At 70.0% G+C, this 20,507-nt stretch carries 22 protein-coding genes; 12 read left to right on the forward strand and 10 right to left on the reverse strand.

The features are described 5' to 3' along the window. Nucleotides 1-100 precede the first annotated feature (100 nt). Nucleotides 101-1,558: an IMP dehydrogenase gene (guaB, locus tag ACV7NO_RS10800; protein WP_463406000.1), complete on the reverse strand. Its 1,458-nt coding sequence runs from the start codon at nucleotides 1,556-1,558 to the stop codon at nucleotides 101-103. Between the two features lie 148 nt (nucleotides 1,559-1,706). Between guaB and ACV7NO_RS10805 the strand changes: the two genes are divergently transcribed. After that, nucleotides 1,707-2,687 carry an SPFH domain-containing protein gene (locus ACV7NO_RS10805; RefSeq protein WP_463406001.1) on the forward strand — a complete coding sequence of 327 codons (981 nt, stop codon included), beginning with the start codon at nucleotides 1,707-1,709 and terminating at the stop codon, nucleotides 2,685-2,687. Further along, nucleotides 2,684-3,163 (forward strand): NfeD family protein, encoded by a 480-nt coding sequence (locus ACV7NO_RS10810; RefSeq protein ID WP_463406002.1) that lies wholly within the window; start codon nucleotides 2,684-2,686, stop codon nucleotides 3,161-3,163. Before ACV7NO_RS10805 ends, ACV7NO_RS10810 begins: the two co-directional genes overlap by 4 nt. Here the strand turns inward: ACV7NO_RS10810 and ACV7NO_RS10815 are convergent. From ACV7NO_RS10815 to ACV7NO_RS10825, 3 genes are all read right to left on the reverse strand, one after another. Next, a complete protein-coding gene (locus ACV7NO_RS10815) occupies nucleotides 3,130-3,753 on the reverse strand; it encodes a class I SAM-dependent methyltransferase (RefSeq protein ID WP_463406003.1) in 624 nt (207 codons plus the stop codon). The two genes, ACV7NO_RS10810 and ACV7NO_RS10815, sit on opposite strands and share 34 nt — an antisense overlap. Before the next feature lie 23 nt (nucleotides 3,754-3,776). Then, the gene (locus ACV7NO_RS10820; protein ID WP_463406004.1) at nucleotides 3,777-4,994 is read right to left on the reverse strand and encodes a BtaA family protein; all 1,218 of its coding nucleotides are present in this window, start codon (nucleotides 4,992-4,994) and stop codon (nucleotides 3,777-3,779) included. Nucleotides 4,995-5,275: 281 nt separating this feature from the next. Beyond that, the gene (locus ACV7NO_RS10825) at nucleotides 5,276-6,895 is read right to left on the reverse strand and encodes a phosphoenolpyruvate carboxykinase (RefSeq protein WP_463406005.1); all 1,620 of its coding nucleotides are present in this window, start codon (nucleotides 6,893-6,895) and stop codon (nucleotides 5,276-5,278) included. 187 nt (nucleotides 6,896-7,082) lie between these two features. Between ACV7NO_RS10825 and ACV7NO_RS10830 the strand changes: the two genes are divergently transcribed. The 8 genes from ACV7NO_RS10830 (at nucleotide 7,083) to ACV7NO_RS10865 (ending at nucleotide 13,034) form a co-directional block, all read left to right on the forward strand. Next, on the forward strand, nucleotides 7,083-7,787 hold the full coding sequence (locus ACV7NO_RS10830; protein WP_463406006.1) for a response regulator: 705 nt from the start codon (nucleotides 7,083-7,085) through the stop codon (nucleotides 7,785-7,787). Continuing rightward, nucleotides 7,756-9,339 carry a sensor histidine kinase gene (locus ACV7NO_RS10835; RefSeq protein ID WP_463406007.1) on the forward strand — a complete coding sequence of 528 codons (1,584 nt, stop codon included), beginning with the start codon at nucleotides 7,756-7,758 and terminating at the stop codon, nucleotides 9,337-9,339. The genes ACV7NO_RS10830 and ACV7NO_RS10835 overlap by 32 nt, the downstream gene beginning before the upstream one ends. Continuing rightward, entirely contained in the window at nucleotides 9,336-9,758 is a 423-nt protein-coding gene (locus tag ACV7NO_RS10840; protein WP_463406008.1) for an HPr kinase/phosphorylase, read from the forward strand. Before ACV7NO_RS10835 ends, ACV7NO_RS10840 begins: the two co-directional genes overlap by 4 nt. Then, nucleotides 9,755-10,717 (forward strand): RNase adapter RapZ, encoded by a 963-nt coding sequence (gene rapZ / locus ACV7NO_RS10845; RefSeq protein ID WP_463406009.1) that lies wholly within the window; start codon nucleotides 9,755-9,757, stop codon nucleotides 10,715-10,717. Before ACV7NO_RS10840 ends, rapZ begins: the two co-directional genes overlap by 4 nt. Then, nucleotides 10,714-11,121: a PTS sugar transporter subunit IIA gene (locus tag ACV7NO_RS10850; RefSeq protein WP_463406010.1), complete on the forward strand. Its 408-nt coding sequence runs from the start codon at nucleotides 10,714-10,716 to the stop codon at nucleotides 11,119-11,121. Before rapZ ends, ACV7NO_RS10850 begins: the two co-directional genes overlap by 4 nt. Then, entirely contained in the window at nucleotides 11,118-11,399 is a 282-nt protein-coding gene (locus ACV7NO_RS10855) for an HPr family phosphocarrier protein (protein WP_463406011.1), read from the forward strand. The genes ACV7NO_RS10850 and ACV7NO_RS10855 overlap by 4 nt, the downstream gene beginning before the upstream one ends. A gap of 114 nt (nucleotides 11,400-11,513) precedes the next feature. Further along, a complete protein-coding gene (locus tag ACV7NO_RS10860; RefSeq protein WP_463406012.1) occupies nucleotides 11,514-12,311 on the forward strand; it encodes a TrmH family RNA methyltransferase in 798 nt (265 codons plus the stop codon). 39 nt (nucleotides 12,312-12,350) lie between these two features. Beyond that, nucleotides 12,351-13,034 (forward strand): META domain-containing protein, encoded by a 684-nt coding sequence (locus tag ACV7NO_RS10865; RefSeq protein ID WP_463406013.1) that lies wholly within the window; start codon nucleotides 12,351-12,353, stop codon nucleotides 13,032-13,034. A gap of 113 nt (nucleotides 13,035-13,147) precedes the next feature. Here ACV7NO_RS10865 and ACV7NO_RS10870 read toward each other — a convergent pair whose 3' ends face one another. The 3 genes from ACV7NO_RS10870 to recR all read right to left on the reverse strand — a co-directional run bounded on the left by ACV7NO_RS10870 (nucleotide 13,148) and on the right by recR (nucleotide 15,783). Continuing rightward, nucleotides 13,148-14,503: a DNA recombination protein RmuC gene (locus ACV7NO_RS10870; RefSeq protein WP_463406014.1), complete on the reverse strand. Its 1,356-nt coding sequence runs from the start codon at nucleotides 14,501-14,503 to the stop codon at nucleotides 13,148-13,150. A 112-nt stretch (nucleotides 14,504-14,615) separates the two neighbouring features. Next, nucleotides 14,616-15,140, reverse strand: a complete 525-nt coding sequence (gene def, locus ACV7NO_RS10875; RefSeq protein WP_463406015.1) for a peptide deformylase — start codon at nucleotides 15,138-15,140, stop codon at nucleotides 14,616-14,618. Between the two features lie 46 nt (nucleotides 15,141-15,186). Further along, nucleotides 15,187-15,783 (reverse strand): recombination mediator RecR, encoded by a 597-nt coding sequence (recR, locus tag ACV7NO_RS10880; RefSeq protein ID WP_463406016.1) that lies wholly within the window; start codon nucleotides 15,781-15,783, stop codon nucleotides 15,187-15,189. Nucleotides 15,784-15,841: 58 nt separating this feature from the next. Here recR and fmt point away from each other — a divergent pair, with 58 nt between their 5' ends. Continuing rightward, nucleotides 15,842-16,762 (forward strand): methionyl-tRNA formyltransferase, encoded by a 921-nt coding sequence (gene fmt, locus ACV7NO_RS10885; RefSeq protein WP_463406017.1) that lies wholly within the window; start codon nucleotides 15,842-15,844, stop codon nucleotides 16,760-16,762. Continuing rightward, a complete protein-coding gene (gene truA / locus ACV7NO_RS10890; protein ID WP_463406018.1) occupies nucleotides 16,759-17,496 on the forward strand; it encodes a tRNA pseudouridine(38-40) synthase TruA in 738 nt (245 codons plus the stop codon). Before fmt ends, truA begins: the two co-directional genes overlap by 4 nt. A gap of 15 nt (nucleotides 17,497-17,511) precedes the next feature. Here the strand turns inward: truA and ACV7NO_RS10895 are convergent, their stop codons facing one another. From ACV7NO_RS10895 to ACV7NO_RS10905, 3 genes are read right to left on the reverse strand one after another with little or no spacing between them, the layout of a single operon-like run. Continuing rightward, the gene (locus ACV7NO_RS10895) at nucleotides 17,512-18,693 is read right to left on the reverse strand and encodes a class I SAM-dependent RNA methyltransferase (RefSeq protein ID WP_463406019.1); all 1,182 of its coding nucleotides are present in this window, start codon (nucleotides 18,691-18,693) and stop codon (nucleotides 17,512-17,514) included. Next, complete coding sequence (locus tag ACV7NO_RS10900; RefSeq protein ID WP_463406020.1) at nucleotides 18,690-20,072, reverse strand: NAD(P)H-hydrate dehydratase; 1,383 nt, start codon at nucleotides 20,070-20,072, stop codon at nucleotides 18,690-18,692. Before ACV7NO_RS10900 ends, ACV7NO_RS10895 begins: the two co-directional genes overlap by 4 nt. Then, on the reverse strand, nucleotides 20,069-20,461 hold the full coding sequence (locus ACV7NO_RS10905) for a hypothetical protein (RefSeq protein WP_463406021.1): 393 nt from the start codon (nucleotides 20,459-20,461) through the stop codon (nucleotides 20,069-20,071). Before ACV7NO_RS10905 ends, ACV7NO_RS10900 begins: the two co-directional genes overlap by 4 nt. Nucleotides 20,462-20,507 lie beyond the last annotated feature (46 nt).

The following is a 20,507-nucleotide window of genomic DNA, read 5'->3' on the forward strand; positions in this document are numbered from 1 at the left end:
AAGCTCAGTGCGAACGGGGTTGGGGGGCGAAAAACCGGATATAGCGGCGGATACGATGGTCATCCCCCCGCCCTGACAGAAAGCGGCCGCATAGGACAGGTCAGCGCGTGGGATAGTTGGGCGCCTCGCGGGTGATCGTGACGTCGTGAACGTGGCTTTCGGTGAGGCCGGCGCCGGTGATCTGGACGAAGCGGGCGCGTTCGCGCAGCGCTTCGAGCGTGGCGGAGCCGGTATAGCCCATCGCCGCCTTGATGCCGCCGACGAGCTGATGGATCACGTCGCGCGCGGGGCCCTTGAACGCGACCTGCCCCTCGATCCCCTCGGGGACGAGCTTCAACTGATCCTTGATGTCGCCCTGGAAATAGCGGTCCGCGGAGCCGCGGCCCATCGCGCCGACCGACCCCATGCCGCGATAGGATTTGTACGCGCGGCCCTGGTAGAGGAACGTCTCGCCCGGCGCTTCCTCGGTGCCGGCGAGCAGTGAGCCGACCATGCAGGTCGAGGCGCCGGCGGCGAGCGCCTTGGCGAGATCGCCCGAGGTGCGAAGGCCGCCGTCGGCGATCACGGGGACGCCGGCCTTGAGGCCCGCCTCGGCGCAGTCCATCACTGCGGTGAGCTGCGGCACGCCGACGCCCGCGACGACGCGGGTGGTGCAGATCGAGCCGGGGCCGATGCCGACCTTCACGCCGTCCGCGCCCGAGCCGATCAGCGCGCGGGTGGCCTCCGCGGTCGCGACGTTGCCCGCGATGACCTGGACCGAGTTGGACAGCCGCTTCACACGCTCGACCGCGCGGCCGACGTCGCGGTTGTGGCCGTGCGCGGTATCGATGACGATCAGATCGCATTCGGCGTCGACCAGCGCCTCGGTCCGCTCGAACCCCTTGTCGCCGACGGTGGTGGCGGCGGCGACGCGGAGGCGGCCGGCGCCGTCCTTGGTCGCATCCGGGTAGGTGACGGCCTTCTCGATATCCTTGACGGTGATGAGGCCGACGCAGCGATAGGCATCGTCGACGACGAGAAGCTTCTCGATCCGGCGCTGGTGGAGCAGACGGCGCGCCTCCTCCTGCCCGACGCCGACCGACACGGTGGCGAGGTTTTCGTGCGTCATCAGCTCGGCGACGGGCTGGCGCGGATTGCCGGCGAATCGGACGTCGCGGTTGGTGAGGATGCCGACGAGCTTGCCGTCGCGCTCGACCACCGGGATGCCGCTGATCCGGTTGGCGGCCATCAGCGCCTGCGCATCGCCGAGCGTCGCATCGGGGGCGATCGTGATCGGGTTGACGACCATGCCGCTTTCGAACCGCTTGACCATCCGGACCGCGGCGACCTGTTCCTCGATGGTCAGGTTGCGGTGGAGGACGCCCATCCCGCCGAGCTGCGCCATGACGATCGCCATGTCCGATTCGGTGACGGTGTCCATCGCGGACGACAGGATCGGGATGTTGAGCGCGATGCCCTTCGTCACGAACGTCCGCGTGTCGGCGGCGCTGGGCAGGACGTCGGACTCGCCGGGCTGGAGCAGCACGTCGTCGAAGGTGAGGCCGAGGCGAATGTCCATGGGGTGCCGTATCCGGGTGAGAGCGCAGGAGTGGCGGGCCATGTAACCAAGTCGCGGGTGCGGCGCTAGGGCGGGATGCGCGTGGCCCCTACCCGGTGCGTCAGGTCGCTGCTACACTGGGGTCATGTTCCCCTGGGGTATCGATGCCATGCTGACGATTGCGGCCATCCTCGTGCTGGCGCTGGTGCTGCTGTACCTGTTCACGAGCATCAAGATCGTGCGGCAGGGCTATCGCTACACGATCGAGCATTTCGGACGGTACACGACGACCGCGGCGCCGGGGTTCAATTTCTATCCCGCCTTCTTCTACCGTGTCGGCCGCAAGGTGAACATGATGGAGCAGGTGATCGATATCCCGGGGCAGGAGATCATCACCAAGGACAATGCGATGATCTCGACCGACGGGGTCGTGTTCTTCCAGGTGCTCGATGCGGCGAAGGCGGCGTACGAGGTGAGCGACCTGTACGTCGCGCTGTTGCAGCTGACGACGACCAACCTGCGGACCGTGATGGGATCGATGGACCTCGACGAGACGCTGTCGAAGCGCGACGAGATCAACGCCCGGCTGCTCAACGTCGTCGATCATGCGACGACACCGTGGGGGGTGAAGATCACCCGCGTCGAGATCAAGGACATCCGCCCGCCCGCGGACATCGTCAACGCGATGGGCCGGCAGATGAAGGCGGAACGCGAGAAGCGCGCCAACATCCTCGAGGCGGAGGGCACGCGCGCCTCCGAGATCCTGCGCGCCGAGGGGCAGAAGCAGGCGCGGATCCTCGAGGCAGAGGGGCGGCGCGAGTCGGCGTTCCGCGACTCCGAGGCGCGCGAGCGCGCGGCGGTCGCGGAGGCCGAGGCGACGCGCGTCGTGTCCGACGCGATCGCGCAGGGGGGCACGCAGGCGATCAACTATTTCGTCGCGCAGAAATATGTCGAGGCGATCGGCAAGTTCGCGACATCACCCAACGCCAAGACGATCCTGTTCCCCGTCGAGGCGACGCAGCTGATGGGGACGCTGGGCGGGATCGGCGAGCTGGCGAAGGACGCGCTGGCGCCGCATCTGGGGCAGTCGGGCAAGCCATCGGTCGCGCAGGTGTCGACGCCGCGGGTGAAGGGGCCGGATCAGGCGTGACGATCGACCTGTTCACCTCCGCCGGGGTGCTGTGGATCCTGGCGGCGCTGGTGCTGGGGATCGCGGAGCTGGCGGTGCCGGGGGTGTTTCTGATCTTTCTTGCGCTGGCTGCGGGCGTCACGGGGCTGGCGACGCTGGCGATGCCCGAGTTGCCGCTCGTCGCGCAGCTGGGATCGTTCGCGGCGTGGAGCGTGGTGGCGGTGCTGGCGGGGCGACGCTGGTATGGCGACTTTCCGGTGAAGACGACCGATCCGCTGCTCAACGACCGCGCGGCGCGGATGATCGGCAGCGTGGTGCAAGTCGCGACCGCGATCGAGCATGGCAGCGGGCGCGTGACGGTGGGCGATTCGACCTGGCCGGCACGTGGGCCTGAAGCGGCGGTGGGCGTGGAGGTGCGGGTAATCGCGGTCGACGGCGCGACTTTGGTGGTCGAGCCGGTCGATCAGACGCGGTCGAGCGCGGCATCCCAGACATAGCCGCGGTAGCGGCTGGTGATGCGGATCGACCAGCCCGCGCCGGGCGTGGCGGCGCGGACCGCGTCGGCCAGATCGGCGCGCGGAGTGACGTGGAAGCGCGCGAGCCATGCCGTAAGGATCATGCGCCAGAGGCGGGGGAGCCGCTCCTGCTGGCCGAAATCGACGATGGATACGCGACCGCCGGGGGCAAGGGCGGCGGCCGCGCAGGCGAGCGCGCCGCGCCAGTCGGGGATCATCGACAGCGTGTAGCTGAGCATCACGCGATCGAACCCGGCGATACCGAACAGCACCTGCGCGTCGAACGCGGTCGCGTCGCCCTGTCGTAGCAGAATACGGTCGGAGAGCCCTGCCCGCGCGACCTGCGCGCGCGCGGTGGCGAGCATGGCCTCCGAGATGTCGAGGCCGTGGAAGCGCGCGTCGGGCCAGCGCCGCGCGGCCGCGATCAGGTTGCGCGCGGTGCCGCAGCCCACCTCCAGCACCGTGCCGCCGGGCGGGGGCGCGAGGTCGCGGATCAGGCGGTCGCGGCCGAGCAGATAATATTTCCGGGTCGCGTCGTAGAGATGGCGCTGGAACGCGTAGTTGCGGTCCATCCGCGCGGCGTGGGCTGCGTCGGTCAGGCGACGTCCTCCAGCACGTAGAGATGGACGCCGCCATAGATCGCGGACCGGTCGCGCGCGGTGTGGCCACGCGATGCCTCCGCCTCGTAGCGCCAGCGCGACAGGATCTCGGCGGGGACGCGGCCGGGGAGGATCGTCGCATCGCCCGCGGTACGGAAGAGAACGCGCGCGCCGGGGCGGGCGGTGCGCGTGATCTGGCGCCACAGCGCGATCAGCTGCGCGTCGGTCATCCAGTCCTGCGCGTCGAGCAGGACGTAGCGGTCGCGCGAGGCGTCGGGGCAGGTCGCGAGATAGTCGCCGAAATTGACGTGGCGAACCTCGACGCGATCGGCGCGGGCGACGATGGCGTCATGATGTGCGCGCTGGAGATATGGCGGCAGCGACGCGGCGGGCCCTTCGCCATAGCCGCGGCCGAACGCCTGCCACGCGAAGTAGTTGTCGCGGATGTCGAAGTCGCAGGCGAGCTTTTCGAGTCGCTGTCGCAGGACGGTGGCCATCTTCGCCTCGCCTGCGAGCTCGTCGAACTGCGCGGGCGGGATGCCGAGGCCGAAGAGCGAGGCGGGTTGGTCGGTGAGCCAGCGGACGAAGGCCCGATCGAAGACCGGCGACATCTCGGCCGCGAAGATCGCGCGCTGCTCCTCGATCGAGGTCGCCGCGAGGATGCGCCGCGGATCGACACCGTTGGCGCGCGCGAGCAGGTGCGCTGCGCCGATGAACCGCCCGAGCAGACCGCGCTTGTGGACGCCGTGCGCGAACCCGCCGATCCGGCGACGACCGATCAGGTCCCTGCCCTCCCAGTAGCGCCGCGTAACGTCGTCGAGATGTGGGCGGACGTGGTCGCGATAGGCGGCGAGGTTCGCGCGCGAGGCAGCGTGGCCGAAGAAGCGGTGGAACGCGTCGTGATCGGGGAGATGTCGCGCGGCGGCGAGCTTCAGCCGGTTGAGCGCGACGTGCGCGGTGTTGAGATCGACCGCGGTGATCGCGCGCGGGTTCGCGGTCAGATAGGACAGCACGTTGCAGCCCCCCGACGCGATCGTGACGACGTGGCTGTCGGGTTCGATCGCCAGCGCCTCCATATCGACGACCGGGTCCTCCCAGATCTGCGCATAGACGAGGCCGCGGAACGCGAAGGTGAAGGCACGTTCGAGCAGACCCTGCTTCGACAGCTGATCGTGGCGGTGGACGGCGTCGCGGACCGCGGCGTGCTGGGTCATTTGGAGTCGCTCCGGTGGGCGTTGCCGGGGCGGTAGCGGGGGGTGGTGACGGTCGCGTGACGGGGGTGTGATGGTTCGGGGACTCGGGCGCTGTCGGCCGTTCGTGCTGAGCCTAGCGATCTTGCCTGGAGAATTACTTCGACAAGCCCAGTGCGAGCGGAAAAATTCGGGGCACCGCTTTGCCACTTCGTCACCCCGGGCTTGACCCGGGGTCCCGCTTCTTTCGGCACGACTGGATGGAAGCGGGATCCCGGATCAAGTCCGGGATGACGGTGGCGGGATCAGGCCGGCTCGGGAGTGCGCACCGAAACCTTGGGCGCGGACCGGCGGACGCCTTCGTCGACGTGATCGGCGAACTGCGCGAAATTGTCGACGAACAGGTCGACGAGCTTTGCCGCCGTGGCGTCATAGGCGGCAGTGTCCGCCCAGGTGCTGCGCGGATCGAGGATCGCGGTGTCGACGCCGGGGACCGCGACGGGCACCTGGAAGCCGAAATTGGGATCGGTGCGGAACTCGACGTCCTTGAGGCTGCCGTCGAGCGCGGCGTTGAGGAGCGCGCGGGTGGCCTTGATCGGCATGCGGTTGCCGGTGCCGTACTTGCCGCCGGTCCAGCCGGTGTTGACCAGCCAGCAATCGACCCCGCCCTTCGCGATCCGCTCCTTGAGCAGATTGCCGTAGATCGACGGGTGACGCGGCATGAAGGGCGCGCCGAAACAGGTCGAGAAGGTGGCGTCGGGCTCGGTCACGCCGATCTCGGTGCCCGCGACCCGCGCGGTGTAGCCCGACAGGAAATGGTACATCGCCTGATCGGGGGTGAGCTTCGCGATCGGGGGCAACACGCCGTAGGCGTCGGCAGTGAGCATCACGATGTTCTTCGGCACGCCGCCCATATTCTCGTCGGAGGCGTTGGGAATGAAGTCGATCGGATAGGCGCCGCGGCTGTTCTCCGCGAGGCTGTTGTCGTCGAGGTCGAGCTGGCGCGTCACCGGGTCCATCACGACGTTCTCGAGCACGGTGCCGAAGCGCTTGGTGGTCGCGAAGATTTCGGGTTCGGCGTCGGCCGATAGGCGGATCATCTTGGCGTAGCAGCCGCCTTCGAAATTGAAGACCGCGGTGTCGGACCAGCCATGCTCGTCATCGCCGATCAGCGTGCGCGTGGCATCGGCGCTCAGCGTCGTCTTGCCGGTGCCCGACAGCCCGAAGAACACCGCCGTCGATCCGTCGGCGCCCATGTTGGCGGAGCAGTGCATCGGCATCACGCGGTTCACGGGCAGCAGATAGTTGAGCAGGCCGAAGACCGACTTCTTCATCTCGCCGGCATATTTCGTGCCGCCGATCAGGATCAGCTTCTGCGTGAAGTTCACCGCGATCACCGTCTCGCTGCGGGTGCCGTGGCGCAGCGGATCGGCGCGGAACGTCGGCAGGTCGACGATCGTGTATTCGGCGTCGAAGCCCTTGAGCTCATGCTCCTCGGGACGGACGAGCATCGTGCGGATGAACAGGTTGTGCCACGCGAGCTCGGTGACGACGCGCACGCGGACGCGGTGATCGGGCTGCGATCCACCGAACAGATCCTGGACGTACAGGTCCTCCTTGTCGCGCAGCGCAGCGAAGAAATCCTCCTTCAGCGCGTCGAAATGCGCGGGCTCCATCGCCTTGTTGGACTTGCCCCACCAGACGGTGGCGTCGGTTTCGGCATCGCGGACGATATACTTGTCCTGCGCGCTGCGGCCGGTGTGCTGCCCGGTTTCGACCACCAGCGGCCCGTCGGCGCTCAGCTTGCCCTCGCCGCGCGCCACCGCGGTTTCGATGAGGCGCGCGGTCACCAGGTTCCAGTGCAGCGTCGCGCGGGTTTCGATACCCTGCCGGTCCAGGCCGGCATCCGGAATTCGCTCGTTCAAGTCCCCAATCCTTTCGTTATTTTTATTGCCGCATACGTATGCGATCCTTGTGGACTGCGCATATCCGGCGGGCCGTGCACGGTCAAATGCGGGACCTGCGTTCGAAAGCGAGCATTGAGCGGCCCCGCGCTTTGGACTAACCGGGGGCGGACATGACGACGCCAGACCCGATCCCCGGGCCGATCCGATGACGGCCACCATCGCGCTGGTCGACGACGACCGCAACATCCTGACCTCGGTGTCGATCCACCTCCAGAACGAGGGGTTCCTGACGCGCGTCTATTCGGACGGCGAGACGGCGCTGAAGGCGCTGGTCGACAATCCGCCCGATCTCGCGATCTTCGACATCAAGATGCCGCGGATGGACGGGCTGGAGCTGCTGCGCCGCCTGCGCGAGAAGAGCCAGATCCCGGTGATCTTCCTGACCAGCAAGGACGACGAGCTGGACGAGGCGCTGGGGCTGGCGATGGGGGCGGACGACTATATCGCCAAGCCGTTCTCGCCGCGGCTGCTGATCGCACGCGTGCGCGCGATCCTGCGCCGCGCCGAGCCGGTCGCGGCGGCGGAGGAGGGCGCGGAGCCGGTGCAGGGGCCCCTCACCCGCGGCCGCCTGACGATGGATCCGGCGCGGCACCGCGTGACATGGGGCGACGCGCCGGTGACGCTGACCGTCACCGAATTCATGATCCTGGAGACGCTGGCGCAGCGCCCCGGCATCGTGAAGACGCGCAACCAGCTGATGGACGCCGCGTACCAGGACGACATCTATGTCGACGATCGCACGATCGATTCGCACATCAAGCGCGTCCGCCGCAAATTCCGCGAGGTCGACTCCGAGTTCGACTCGATCGAAACGCTGTATGGCGCCGGTTATCGATTCTCCGAGGAATGACGCCGGCGACCTGACGCTGCGCTGGTCGGGCCGGGTTTCGCTGACGTGGCGGATCCTGGCGGTGAACATCTTCGCTCTGCTGCTGCTGGCGGGCGGGTTCTTCTACCTCGATTCGTATCGAAGCCGAATCCTCGATTCACGCACTGCGCAGGCGGGGCGCGAGGTGCGGCTGGTGGCGGAGGCGCTGGGGAGCGTGGCGACCGACGAACGCGACGCGCTGATCCTGCGGCTGGCGCGCGACACCGCGTCGCGAATCCGGATCTATGGCCCGGACGGCGCGGTGGTGGTCGACAGCCGGTCGCTGGGGTTGCGCAACGTGGTGCTCGCCGACCCCGATCGCGAAGACCTGGGACAGGACATCGCGCGGTTCCTCGACGCGGTCATCGACACCGTCGTCGGTGCGCCACGCCCGCCGCTGTACCGCGAGCGGCGCAGCGACGAGACGTGGCCGGACCTCGCCACCGTCCGGCGCGACGGCGGGACGGCGACGACGGTATGGCGCGCGCCCGATCGAACGCCGATCATCACCGCCGCCGCGGCGCTGTCCGCGGGCGGCGCCGTCATGACGACCGCCAATGCGCGCGACATCACGCAGACGGTGCGGGTCGAGCGGTTCCGGCTGGGCGTGGTGCTTGGCGTCGTCACGCTCGTCTCGGTGCTGCTGTCGCTGTTCCTGGCGCGGACGATCGTGCGGCCGCTGCGCCGGCTGGTCCGCGCCGCGGTGCGGGTGCGGCTGGGCCGCGCACGCGAAGTGGTGGTGCCGCGGCTGCCCGACCGGCGCGACGAGCTGGGGATGCTGGCGCGTGCGCTGTCGGACATGAGCCTGGCGCTGCGTGCGCGGATCGACGCGACCGAGAGCTTCGCCGCCGACCTGGCGCACGAACTGAAGAACCCCCTCGCCTCGCTGCGTTCCGCGACCGAGGGGCTGGGGATGGTCCGCGATCCCGCGCAGCAGGCAGCGCTGCTGGCGATCGTACGGGACGACGTCCACCGGCTCGACCGGCTCATCAGCGACATTTCGGAGGCGTCGCGACTCGACGCCCAGCTGAGCCGCGCGAGCTTCGAGCCGGTCGACGTCGCGCAACTGCTCGACGGGCTGCTCGCGCAGCGCGCGGTGCGCGGCGTCGCGCGGGGAATCCGGATCCGGTTCGACCAGCGCCCCGCCGACGCACCCGTCGTCTCCGCGGAGGGTGCGCGGCTGGAACGGGTGTTCGAGAACCTGATCGACAACGCGATTTCCTTTTCCCCCGATGGCGGCACGATCGCGGTATCGCTGCGGCGTGAGGGACGCGAGCTGGTGGTGCGCGTGGAAGACGAAGGGCCCGGTGTGCCGGAGAGCGAGCGCGAGGCGGTGTTCCGCCGCTTCCAGTCGATCCGGCCGACCGAGGAGGCGTTCGGGCAGCATTCCGGGCTGGGCCTCGCCATTGCACGGACGATCGTCGAGGCGCATCAGGGCACGATCGGCGTCGAATCGCGCGAGGACCGACTGAGCGGCGCCCGGTTCGTCGTCCGCCTGCCGTTGATCGATGGCCATCAGGAAAGGATTTCGTGACCGCGCCGACCTCCGAGACCGTTCATGCCACGACCGTCGCGATCGGCGGGCGCGGCGTGGTGATTGCGGGTGCGTCGGGGGCGGGCAAGTCCGACCTGGCACTGCGGTTGATCGATCGCGGGGCGATCCTGGTCGCGGACGACTATACGATGCTGCGTGACGACGACGGACTTCGCGCGTTCGCGCCGGAGCGGATCGCAGGGCGGATCGAGGTGCGTGGGCTGGGCATCGTCGCGATGCCGCATGTCGAGGGCGTGCCGGTCGCGCTGGCGGTACGGTTGTCTCGGGAGATCGAGCGGATGCCCGACGCCGCGATGCGCGTGCTGGCCGGGGTCGCGGTGCCCGAAATCGCGATCGATGCGCGCGCGGCGTCGGCGCCGATCACGGTCGAACTGTCCCTGAAGGCGCTCGCGGCATGAGCGCCCCGACCGAGATCCTGCTCGTCACCGGCATGTCGGGCGCGGGCAAGTCGACGGTGCTCAAGACGCTGGAGGATCTGGGCTGGGAGGTGGTCGACAACCTGCCGCTGCCGCTGCTCGACCGGCTGCTGTCCGCGCCGCCTGCGGAAGGGGTGGGCGACGTCGCGCGCCCGCTGGCGCTGGGGATCGGGGCGCGGACGCGGGGGTTCGATCCGGGGCATGTCGTCGAGCGGATCAAGGCGCTGCGCGAGCGCCACGGCTACGACGTCGGCACGCTGTTCCTCAATTGTGCGGGGGTCGAGCTCGAGCGGCGTTATGCCGAGACGCGGCGGCGGCACCCGCTGGCGCTCGACCGGCCCGCGGCGGACGGGATCGCGCGCGAACGCGAGCTGCTTGCCCCGCTCCACGCCTGGGCGAACCGCGTGATCGATACGACGAGCCTGGGCGCGAACGACCTCGCGCAGCAGATCCGCGCGCTGTTTGCGGGCGATGCGCCGACGGGCACGACGCTGTCGGTGATGTCGTTCGGCTATTCACGCGGCGTGCCGCGCGACGCGGACTTGATGTTCGACATGCGGTTCCTGCGCAACCCGCACTGGGACGCAGCGCTGCGCCCGGGCACCGGGCTGGACGCCGACGTCGCCGCCTATGTCGCGGCCGATCCGGCGTACGAGGCGGCGGTGGCGCAGATCGAATCGCTGCTGCTGCTGTTGCTCCCGCGCTATGCCGCCGAGGGGAAAGCGTATGTAACGGTCGCGTTCGGCTGTACCGGGGGGAGACATCGCTCGGTCCATGTCGCCGATCGGGTGGCGCGGCGGTTGCGCGACGCGGCTTTTTCGCCCACGGTCACGCATCGGGATCTGGCGGCGGCACCGCAGGACTCGCTGGAACGATCGCCGCTGCGGCCGCCGCTGAAACTGCCCCTTCACGACTTGGACACGGAACGCACCCAACGATGATCGGCCTGGTACTGGTGACCCACGGTCGGCTGGCCGACGAATTCGTGCGGGCATGGGAACATGTCGTCGGCCCGCAGCAGCATGTCGGCACCGTCGCGATCGGCCCCGACGACGACATGGAAGCGCGCCGCGCGGATATCGCCGCCGCGATCACGGCCGCCGACACGGGGCGTGGCGTGATCGTACTGACCGACCTGTTCGGGGGCACGCCCTCCAACCTCGCCATCTCGCTGATGGAGCGCGGGCGCGTCGAGGTGATCGCGGGCATCAACCTGCCGATGCTGATCCGGCTGGAATCGGCGCGCAAGGCGATGACCGTCGTCGCCGCGGTGGCCGCCGCACGCGAGGCGGGGCGGAAATATATCTCGGTGGCGTCCGAGGTGTTGGGCGAGGCGGCGGCGTGAGCGCGGTGACCCGCGAGGTGCTGGTCGCCAACCGGCGCGGGCTGCACGCACGCGCGAGTGCCAAGTTCGTGACGCTGGCCGCGACGCAGCCGACCGAGGTGCAGGTCGCCAAGGTCGGCGCACAGGACGGCGCGGTGACGGGGACGTCGATCATGGGGCTGATGATGCTGGGCGCCGCGATGGGCGACACGATCTCGATCAGCGCAACCGGCGACGGTGCGGACGCGGCGGTCGCGGCGCTGTGCGGGCTGGTCGAGGCGAAGTTCGGCGAGGATTGAGGGTGCAAGCGCCGTGGCTAAGCGGCGGCGTCGGTCGCGGCTGTGGCCGCGCCGGCCGTGCGCATCGTTTTTGCCTTGCGCTAGCCGTCGGCTAGCGCAAAGGCGCGATGCGCAATGCCCCGCGAAATCACCGCCTTCTCCAATCCGCTCGTCAAGCATGTCCGCGACCTGCGCGACAAGCGGCACCGGCGCGCGGCACGCCAGTTCCTCGCGGAGGGGTTGCGGATCCTGACCGAGGCCAAGGACAGCGGCCGGCTGCCGCGGATCCTGTTCTATGCGGCGGCGAGCGCGGGGCATCCGCTGGTCCATGCGCTGTCATTCGCGGTGGAGACTGCGGGCGGCGATTCGATCCAGACGACACCCGACATCCTGTCGAAGCTGTCGGGCAAGGACAATCCGCAGGCGGTCGTCGGGGTGTTCGACGAGTTCGGGGTGTCGCTGGAGGATCTCGACCGGTCGCGGTCGGGGATCTGGCTGGTGGCGGAGCGGCTGCGCGATCCGGGCAATCTGGGAACGATCCTTCGGACCGGCGACGCGGTGGGCGCGGGCGGGCTGATCCTGATCGACGAGTGCGTCGACCCCTTCTCGGTCGAGGCGGTGCGCGCGAGCATGGGCGCGCTGTTCACGGTGCCGGTGGTGAAGAGCGACTGGGCGCCGTTCCTGTCGTGGCTACGTAGCGGGCCGGGGATGCTCGTCGGGCTCAGCCTCGATACCGAGGTCGGCTATCGCGACCTGCCCTACCCCGCGCCGACCTTCCTGCTGACGGGCAACGAGGCGCAGGGCTTGCCGCCGGAATACGAGGCGGCGTGCGACAGGCTGGTGAAGATGCCGATGCTGGGCAAGGCGGACAGCCTGAATGCCGCAGTCGCGACCGCGGTGATGGCGTATGAAGTGCTGGCCAGCCAGCGCTGACATCCGCGGTTCAGGGTGGACGCGCTAGGCGTCGCGGCCATGAAGATGCTGCTCCTCGCCCTGCCCGCCCTTGCCGCCGCCACCCCTGCGGTGGGGCAGTCCGCCCCCTATCGCGCACTCGGGACCGAGCCGTTCTGGTCGCTGCGGATCGACGATTCGACGATCCGCCTCGACGAGGTCGGGCGCGATCCAGTGGTCATTGCCGCGCCGGTGCCGCGGCCGACGTTCAACGGGCGTCGCTATGAGACGGTCGGTCTCTCGGTCGATATCACGCGGACGCCGTGCAGCGACGGGATGAGCGACCGGCGCTTTCCCGAGACGGTCACGGTCCAGACCGGGCGACGGACGTTGCGCGGGTGCGGCGGCGTGCCGGTCGGCGGCGCAGCCGCGGCGGTCCGGCTGACCGATACGCGGTGGACGATCGCGGCGCTCGACGGACGGTCCGTGACGCTCGATCGGCCGACCGAGATTGCGTTCACTGGTGCACGGATCGGGGGCAATGTGGGGTGCAACCGGTTCGGCGGGGAGTATGCGCTGACCGGTAAGCGGCTGACGACTCGCGGGGTTTTCGCGACGCGGATGGCGTGCCCGGGCGAGGCGATGCGCATCGAGACGCGGGTATTGGCGCTGCTCGATCAGCCGCTGACGGTGACCGCGCCCGGCCGCGATACGCTGGTGCTGGCGGGCGGCGGTGGGACGGTGGTGTTGAAGCGGGTGCGGTGACGGGGTGGTCGTGCGTCATGCCAGCGAAAGCTGGGATCGCTGGGTTTGAGAGTGCGGCCTCGAGGCGAGCGATCCCAGCTTTCGCTGGGATGACGAGTCATTCCGCCGGGGGGTCATTCCGCTGCGTCGGCGCTGGCCTCGACCAGCTTGGTGAGCGTTCGCGCACTTTGCTCGCCGACCGGGGGCGATTCGATCGCCTTGCCCGCGGTGTCGATGTTGAGCGTCTCGAAACGGCGCGCGCTGGTCAGAACCTGCGATTCGAGGCTACCAACGAACTGGTTGTACGCGGTCATCGCGGTATCGAGGTTGCGGCCGAGCCTGGCGACATGCCCGCCCATCACCGCGAGCCGGGAATAGAGCTCCTTGCCGAGCAGGCCGATCGCGCGCGCTTCCTTGGCGAGCATCTCCTGCCGCCAGACCGCTGCGACCGTCCGCGCGATCGCGATCAGGTTCGTCGGCGTCGCGAGCAGGACACGCTTGTCGAACGCGAAGTCCCAAAGCGTGGGGTCGTTCTCGAGCGCGGCGGAGAGGAAATGCTCGCCGGGGACGAACATGATGACGTAATCCGGCGCGTCCTCGAACTGGCTCCAATAGGCCTTGTTGCCGAGGCCGTTGACGTGCGCGCGCATCGCGGCTGCGTGCGCGGCGAGCCCGATCTGGCGCTCCCCCTCGTCGACCGCGCCGAACGCATCCTGATAGGCGTTGAGCGACACCTTGGCGTCGATGACGAGCGCCTTGCCGCCGGGGACGCGCACGATCACGTCGGGGCGGAAGCGACCGCCCTCCCCGTCCGCGACCGACACCTCGGTCTGGAAATCGGCGTGCTCGCTGAGGCCGCACGATTCGAGGACGTTGCGGAGCTGTTGTTCGCCCCAGCGCCCGCGCGCCTTGGGCGCGTTGCGCAGCGCGTTGACGAGCTTGGCGGCCTCGCCAGAGACGCGCTCCTGCCCGATCCGCATCATCTCGATCTGGCCCTTGAGCTCGCCGAACGCATCGCGGCGCTCCGCCTCGACCTTGGCGACGCCTTCCTCGTAGCGGTGGAGGCGTTCGCTGACGGGCTGGAGCATCGCCTTGAGGTTCTGGCCCGCGACCTCCTCTGACTGGCGGAAGCGCGCGTCGGCGCGTTCGAGGAATTGCGCCTGTGCGGTTTCCAGGGCCTTGGCGGCGGCGGCGCCGAACTGCTGCGTCATCGCCTCGCGGGCGTCATTGAGCTGGCGCAGCGTCGCCTCGTGCGCGCGCTGGCGTTCGTCGGCACCGGCGCGGAGACTCGCGACTTCCTGCATCGCCTCGTTGCGTTCGCGCTCGACCGCGTCGCGGGCAGCGCGGACGATCTCCGCATCGGTGGCGCGCGCGCGCGCGACCGCGAGATCACTGGCGAGACCGGCGCCGCGGCGTGCCGCGACCAGCCAGCCTATCAGCGCGCCGAGCGCGAGGGCGAGGAAGCCGACGAGGAGGAGTTCGGAGGACATGATGTGGAACGTATAACGAACATCGGCGCGGGGCCAGTCCCTAAATTGGCGCGCGTCGGACGAAGACATAAGAAGGGGGACCCCGGATCAAGTCCGGGGTGACAGTGGCGGTTCAGCCCAGCTTGCGCATCTTGGCGAGCTTCTTGAGCAGCATGTCGCGTTTCAGGCGCGAGACGTGGTCGATGAAGAGGACGCCGTCGCAATGGTCGATCTCGTGCTGCATGCACGTGGCGAGCAGGCCGTCGAGCTCCTCCTCATGCGTCGCGCCGGTTTCGTCGAGCCAGCGGACGCGGCAGCTGGCGGGGCGCTCGACCTCGGCATATTGCTCGGGGATCGAGAGACAGCCTTCGTTGTACGAGGACAGTTCGTCGCTGACCGAGAGGATCTCGGGATTGATATAGGCGTGGGGGGTGCGGATCGGCTTGCCGTCCTCGCCCTCCTGCTCCTGCAGGTCGATCACGACGACGCGCTTCGCGATGCCGACCTGGATCGCGGCAAGGCCGATGCCGCGCGCGTCGTACATCGTGTCTGTCATGTCGGCGACGAGCTGCCGTACGCCGTCGTCGACCGCGTCGACGGGCGTGGAGATTTCGCGCAGGCGCGCGTCGGGGACTTCTACGATCGGGAGGACGGCCATCGCCGTCAGCTAGGTTTCGGCGGGCATCCCGTCAACCCGAGGCGCGTCAACCCACAGGCCGGCGCGCGCGCAGTGCCTGCGCGAGCGTGCCCTCGTCGAGATAGTCGAGCTCGCCGCCGACGGGCAGGCCGTGTGCGAGTTGGGTGACGCGGACGGGGAAGCGCTCGATCCGCTCGGCGACATAGTGCGCGGTGGTCTGCCCCTCGAGCGTCGCATTCATCGCGAGGACGACCTCGTCGATACCCCCCGCCTCGATCCGGCGGACGAGCGAGTCGATCGCCAGATCCTCGGGCCGGACGCCTTCGAGCGCGGACAGCCGGCCGCCGAGCACGTGGAAGCGTCCGGGGAACAGCCGCGAGCGATCGAGCGCCCACAGGTCCGCCACCTCCTCGACCACGCACAGCGCGCGCGGGTCGCGGCGCGGATCGGCGCAGATCGTGCACGGATCGGTGGTGTCGACATTGCCGCACACCGAACAGGTCGCCAGCCGCTCCTCGACCGCGGCGAGCGCGGCGAGCAGCGGCTTCATCGCGGCGTCGCGTTTCTTCACGAGATGAAGCACCGCCCGCCTGGCCGAGCGGGGGCCGAAGCCGGGAAGCCGTGCCAGCGCCTGTGTCAGCGTCTCGATTTCGGGGGATGCCATGCTGCGGGAACAGATAGGGGGTTGCGCCGTCCGCCGCCAGCGCGTTGAGAGCTGCCTCATGCGGATCGTCTTCATGGGAACCCCCGCCTTCGCGGTGCCGACGCTCGACGCGCTGGTTTCGGCGGGTCATGACGTCGTCGCGGCCTATACGCAACCGCCGCGGCCGGGCGGGCGGCGCGGACGCGAGCTGGTCGCCTCGCCGGTGCAGCAGCGCGCGGAAGCGCTGGGGATCGCGGTGCGGTCGCCGCGGACGTTGCGCGATGCCGACGCGCAGGCGGCGTTCGCGGCGCTGGAGGCGGACGTCGGCGTGGTCGCGGCCTACGGGCTGATCCTGCCGCAGGCGGTGCTCGATGCGCCGCGACTTGGATGCCTCAACGTCCATGGTTCGCTGTTGCCGCGGTGGCGCGGGGCGGCGCCGGTGCAGCGCGCGATCCTGGCCGGCGACGCGGAGACGGGCGTCGGAATCATGCAGATGGAGGCCGGGCTCGATACCGGGCCGGTGCGGCTGGAGGGACAAACGCCGGTCGCGGGGAAGACCGCGGGGCTGCTGACCGAGGAGCTGGCGGCGATGGGCGCGCGGCTGATGGTTTCGGTGCTGGCGGATCTGGCGGGGCATCCGGCGGTGGCGCAGCCGGAGGACGGCGTGACCTATGCGGCCAAGATCGACAAGGCGGAGGCGCGACTCGACTTTTCCGCGGATGCTGCGGCGGTGGAGCGGCAGGTGCATGCGTTCAACCCGCCGGGCGCCTGGTTCGAGGTTTCGGGGGAGCGGGTCCGGGTATTGGCGTGCGCGGTGGAGAAGGACGGCATGTCGGCAAGCTCGGTGCGAACGGCGGGAGAAGTCGTGGACGATCGCCTGACGATCGCGTGCGGATCGGGGGCGATCCGGCCGACGCTCGTGCAGCGGGCGGGGCGTGGAGTGACGTCGGCCGAAGAGATGCTTCGTGGGTTTCCGATCCCGGCGGGGACTCGACTTTGACGCGGTTCGCGCTGACGGTGGAATATGACGGCCGGCCGTTCATGGGCTGGCAGCGGCAGGATCATGGGCCGAGCGTCCAGCAGGCGCTGGAGAACGCGGTGTTCGCGGTAACGGGGGAGCGGACTGCGGTGCACGCCGCAGGGCGCACCGATGCCGGCGTGCATGCGACCGCGATGCGTGCACATGTCGACATCGCCAAGCCGATCGCCGCGTTCCGGCTGATGGAGGCGCTCAACGCGCGCGTGCGGCCGGCGCCGGTTGCGGTGCTGGCGTGCGAGGCGGTGGCGGACGACTGGCATGCGCGGTTCTCGTGCCTCGGGCGGCACTATCGGTACGAGATCGTGACCCGGCGCGCGCCGCTGACGTTCGAGCGGGGGCTGGCTTGGCGTGTGCCGACGCCGCTCGACGTGGGGGCGATGCAGGCGGGGGCGGCGATGCTGGTCGGGCGGCACGACTTCACCACGTTCCGTTCCGCGCATTGTCAGGCGGAGAGCCCGGTGCGGACGCTCGACCGGCTCGATGTGGTCGCGGACGGGGATACGATCGACGTCCTCGCGTCGGCGCGGTCGTTCCTGCATCATCAGGTGCGGTCGATGGTGGGATGCCTCGTGCTGGTCGGCCAGGGGCGATGGACACCGGAGCAGATCGGAGAGGCGCTCGCGGCGCGGGATCGCGCGCGGCTGGGGCTGAATGCGCCGCCGGACGGGTTGTTCTTCATCGGGGCGGACTATTGAGGTTCGCGCTAACGGTTATTCCGCGCGGCTGAACCGGCTCGCGAGCTCGACATGCGTCGACCAGCGGAACTGGCCCACGGGCTGGACCCAGTCGAGCGTGTAACCGACTTCGCACAATAATTTGGCGTCGCGCGCGAAGCTGCTGGGATTGCACGAGACATAGACGATGACGGGAGCATGAGCCTCGGCCAGCATCGCGACCTGTTCGCGTGCGCCGGCGCGCGGGGGATCGAGGACGATCGCGTCGAAGCGGTCGATTTCCGCGGGCATCAGCGGGCGGCGGAAGAGGTCGCGGTGTTCGGCGAAGACGGGGCGCGCGGCGAGCGTGGCGGCGGACTTCAGCGCGAACAGCGCGTCGCGCGCGCCCTCCGCAGCATAGACCTTGCCCGGCAGCGACAGCGCGAAGGTGCCGAGGCCCGCGAACAGATCCGCGGTGGTGCGCGCCGCGCCGATCGCCTCGCGGACTGCGGCGATCAGGGTCGCCTCGCCCTCGCGGGTGGCCTGGAGGAACGCGCCGGCGGGCACGCCGACCGCGACGCCGCCGAGCGTGACGGTGACGGGTTGCGGTTCCCAGCGCGTCTCCGCGCCATAGCCGTCGTCGAGCGACAGGCGGGCGAGCGCGTGGGTTTGCGCAAAGGCGGTGAGCGCTTCCGCGGCGGCGAGGCCATCGGGCGCGAAGCCGGCGATGGTGACGTCGACGCCCTGGTCCGCAAGCATCAGGTGGATATCCGCGCGGCGCTTGAGCTTCAGCCGCGCGAGAAGCTTGCGTAATGGGGCGACGAGCGCGAACAGCTCGGGCGCGAGGACGTGGCACTCGGTGAGGTCGACGATCGCGTGGCTCTGCGTCTCGGTGAAGCCGAGGCGGACGCCGCCCTTCCCTTCCGCGTGAAGCGTCGCGCGGCGGCGGGTGCGCGGGGGTGAGAGTATCGGCGGGCGCAGCGTGGTCGCGAGGCCTTGCGCGTCGAGTGCGGAGACGATCCGGTCGGTCAGGAACGCGGACCATGATTCGTCGTCGAGATGCTGGAGCTGGCAGCCGCCGCAGGTGGGGAAGTGGCGGCAGGGCGGCGTCTGGTGGTGCGGACCGGGGATGACGCTGCCGTCGTCCGCCAGCGTGTCGCCGGGGGCGGCGAACGCGGCGTGGCGCCCGTCGGCGGTGACGCCGTCGCCACGGGCGGCGACGCGCAGGATGGTGGTCATGGGCGTTCGAACTCGGCAAGCGCGATCGGACATCGATCGATCAGGTCATCGGCGGCGAACCCCGGCGTCGCCAGCGCGGCGACGCGGGTGTGGAGCCAGACCGCCGCCTGCGCATAGCCGCCCGCGGCGTCGCGCGCCAGCCGCGCGGCGACGAGGCCGGCCAGGACGTCGCCCGAGCCGGCGGTGGAGAGCCAGGTGCTGCCGTTGGCGTCGATGGTCGCGCGGCCGTCGGGGTACGCGACGACGGTGTCCGCGCCCTTGTGGATGACGGTCGCATTCGCGGCGTGTGCGGCGGCGCGCGTGCGGTCGGTCTTCGTGCCGCCAGCGGCGAACATGCGGTCGAACTCGCCGGCATGGGGGGTGAGGCAGGTGGGCGCGCTGCGGGCATGGATTGCGGTGGCGGCGTTGGCGCCGAGCAGGGTGAGTGCGTCGCCGTCGAGGACGAGCGGGTGCGGCGACGCCAGCGCCGTGTGGAGCAGGTCGTTCGCGCGATCGTCGCGGCCGAGGCCGGGGCCGATCAGGAGCGCGCCGATCCGAATGTCGCCGAGGACCGCGGCGAGGTCGTCCGGGTGCCGACGGACCACCGCGTTCGGAAGCGTGACGTCGCTCCCTGCCGCGACGAGGACGACATAGCCCGCGCCGCCGTGGAGCGCCGCCGAGGCCGCGAGCGCAGCGGCGCCGGGCATCGCGCCGCCGACCACGACGACCATGCCGCGGGTGAACTTGTTGGCGTCGCGTGGCAGCCGCGATGGCGCGGGGCGCGCGATCGTGCGGATGCGCGTGTCGATCGGGATGCCCAGGTCGAGCAGAAGGACATGGCCGCCCTGCCCGACATGCGCGGGCTTGAGCGCGCCGAGCGCGAGCGTGATGTCGGGGGGCAGCGGAGCGTCGCCCTCTCCGGTGTCCGCATCGAGGCCGCTGGCGATATCGATGGCGAGGACGAAGGCGGCTTGCCGGCGCAGCTCGGCGAGAATGGTACGGACGTCGTGGTCGAACGCGCGGACGTGGCCGGTGCCGAACAGGCCATCGACGATCACCGGGCGACGGGGGGCCGCGCCGAGCGTGACGGTTTCGCCGGTCCAGCGCGCCTGCATCGATGTCGCCGTTTCGCCGCTTGCGTTACCGAGTGTGGCGACGACGACGTCATGCCCCCATTCGGCGAGGTGGCGCGCCGCGACATGGGCGTCGCCGCCATTGTTGCCGGGGCCGGCAAGGACGAGAATGGGGCGACCGAACGCGAAGCGCGCGACCTCTCGTGCGACCGCTAGGCCGGCGCGTTCCATCAACGCTTCCTGCGATACGCCCGTGGCAAAGGCGGCGTCCTCTGCCGCGCGCATCTGCGCGACGGTGAGGATCGGGGCATCGGCGGGGACGGTCATCGCCTGGTGCTGCCGACGGTGGCGGGGAGCCGGTAATGGTCCCCGGCCAGCGCGACCTCGATCTCGCGCGGGTCGACGATCGTGACGATCGCGGGCTCGGCGCCGTCCGCGGCGACGACACCGCGGCCGTCCTTCGTCACGAGCAGCCGGCGGAACCCGCCATCGGGGTGGCGAATCGTGAGGACCAGGCCGCGATCGGTTTCGGTGCGCTCGATCTCGCAGACGCGCGCGAAGGCGGTGGCGCCGGCGAGCGCGCACTGGACGCGCCCCTCGTCGGCGGCGCGGGCCCCCTGGTCCGCCTCGACGCGGGCGAGGACCTGGGTGTTGGTTTCGCCCTCTCCGCAGGCGGTGAGGCTGAGGACGCCTGCCAGCAGGAGCCCCGTCGCCACACCCGCAGCGGCCTGCGTTCCGTCCGACCGGCGCCACGCAACTCCG

This window comes from Sphingomonas sp. Ell38C01 (assembly GCF_055231975.1).

Excerpts from the sequence above, each read along its gene's own strand:
- guaB (WP_463406000.1), bottom strand. The coding sequence starts at position 1,558 with ATGGACATTCGCCTCGGCCTCACCTTCGACGACGTGCTGCTCCAGCCC.
- ACV7NO_RS10805 (WP_463406001.1), top strand. The coding sequence starts at position 1,707 with ATGCTGACGATTGCGGCCATCCTCGTGCTGGCGCTGGTGCTGCTGTAC.
- ACV7NO_RS10815 (WP_463406003.1), bottom strand. The coding sequence starts at position 3,753 with ATGGACCGCAACTACGCGTTCCAGCGCCATCTCTACGACGCGACCCGG.
- ACV7NO_RS10820 (WP_463406004.1), bottom strand. The coding sequence starts at position 4,994 with ATGACCCAGCACGCCGCGGTCCGCGACGCCGTCCACCGCCACGATCAG.
- ACV7NO_RS10830 (WP_463406006.1), top strand. The coding sequence starts at position 7,083 with ATGACGGCCACCATCGCGCTGGTCGACGACGACCGCAACATCCTGACC.
- ACV7NO_RS10835 (WP_463406007.1), top strand. The coding sequence starts at position 7,756 with ATGGCGCCGGTTATCGATTCTCCGAGGAATGACGCCGGCGACCTGACG.
- rapZ (WP_463406009.1), top strand. The coding sequence starts at position 9,755 with ATGAGCGCCCCGACCGAGATCCTGCTCGTCACCGGCATGTCGGGCGCG.
- ACV7NO_RS10850 (WP_463406010.1), top strand. The coding sequence starts at position 10,714 with ATGATCGGCCTGGTACTGGTGACCCACGGTCGGCTGGCCGACGAATTC.
- ACV7NO_RS10860 (WP_463406012.1), top strand. The coding sequence starts at position 11,514 with ATGCCCCGCGAAATCACCGCCTTCTCCAATCCGCTCGTCAAGCATGTC.
- ACV7NO_RS10865 (WP_463406013.1), top strand. The coding sequence starts at position 12,351 with ATGAAGATGCTGCTCCTCGCCCTGCCCGCCCTTGCCGCCGCCACCCCT.
- ACV7NO_RS10870 (WP_463406014.1), bottom strand. The coding sequence starts at position 14,503 with ATGTCCTCCGAACTCCTCCTCGTCGGCTTCCTCGCCCTCGCGCTCGGC.
- def (WP_463406015.1), bottom strand. The coding sequence starts at position 15,140 with ATGGCCGTCCTCCCGATCGTAGAAGTCCCCGACGCGCGCCTGCGCGAA.
- recR (WP_463406016.1), bottom strand. The coding sequence starts at position 15,783 with ATGGCATCCCCCGAAATCGAGACGCTGACACAGGCGCTGGCACGGCTT.
- fmt (WP_463406017.1), top strand. The coding sequence starts at position 15,842 with ATGCGGATCGTCTTCATGGGAACCCCCGCCTTCGCGGTGCCGACGCTC.
- ACV7NO_RS10895 (WP_463406019.1), bottom strand. The coding sequence starts at position 18,693 with ATGACCACCATCCTGCGCGTCGCCGCCCGTGGCGACGGCGTCACCGCC.
- ACV7NO_RS10900 (WP_463406020.1), bottom strand. The coding sequence starts at position 20,072 with ATGACCGTCCCCGCCGATGCCCCGATCCTCACCGTCGCGCAGATGCGC.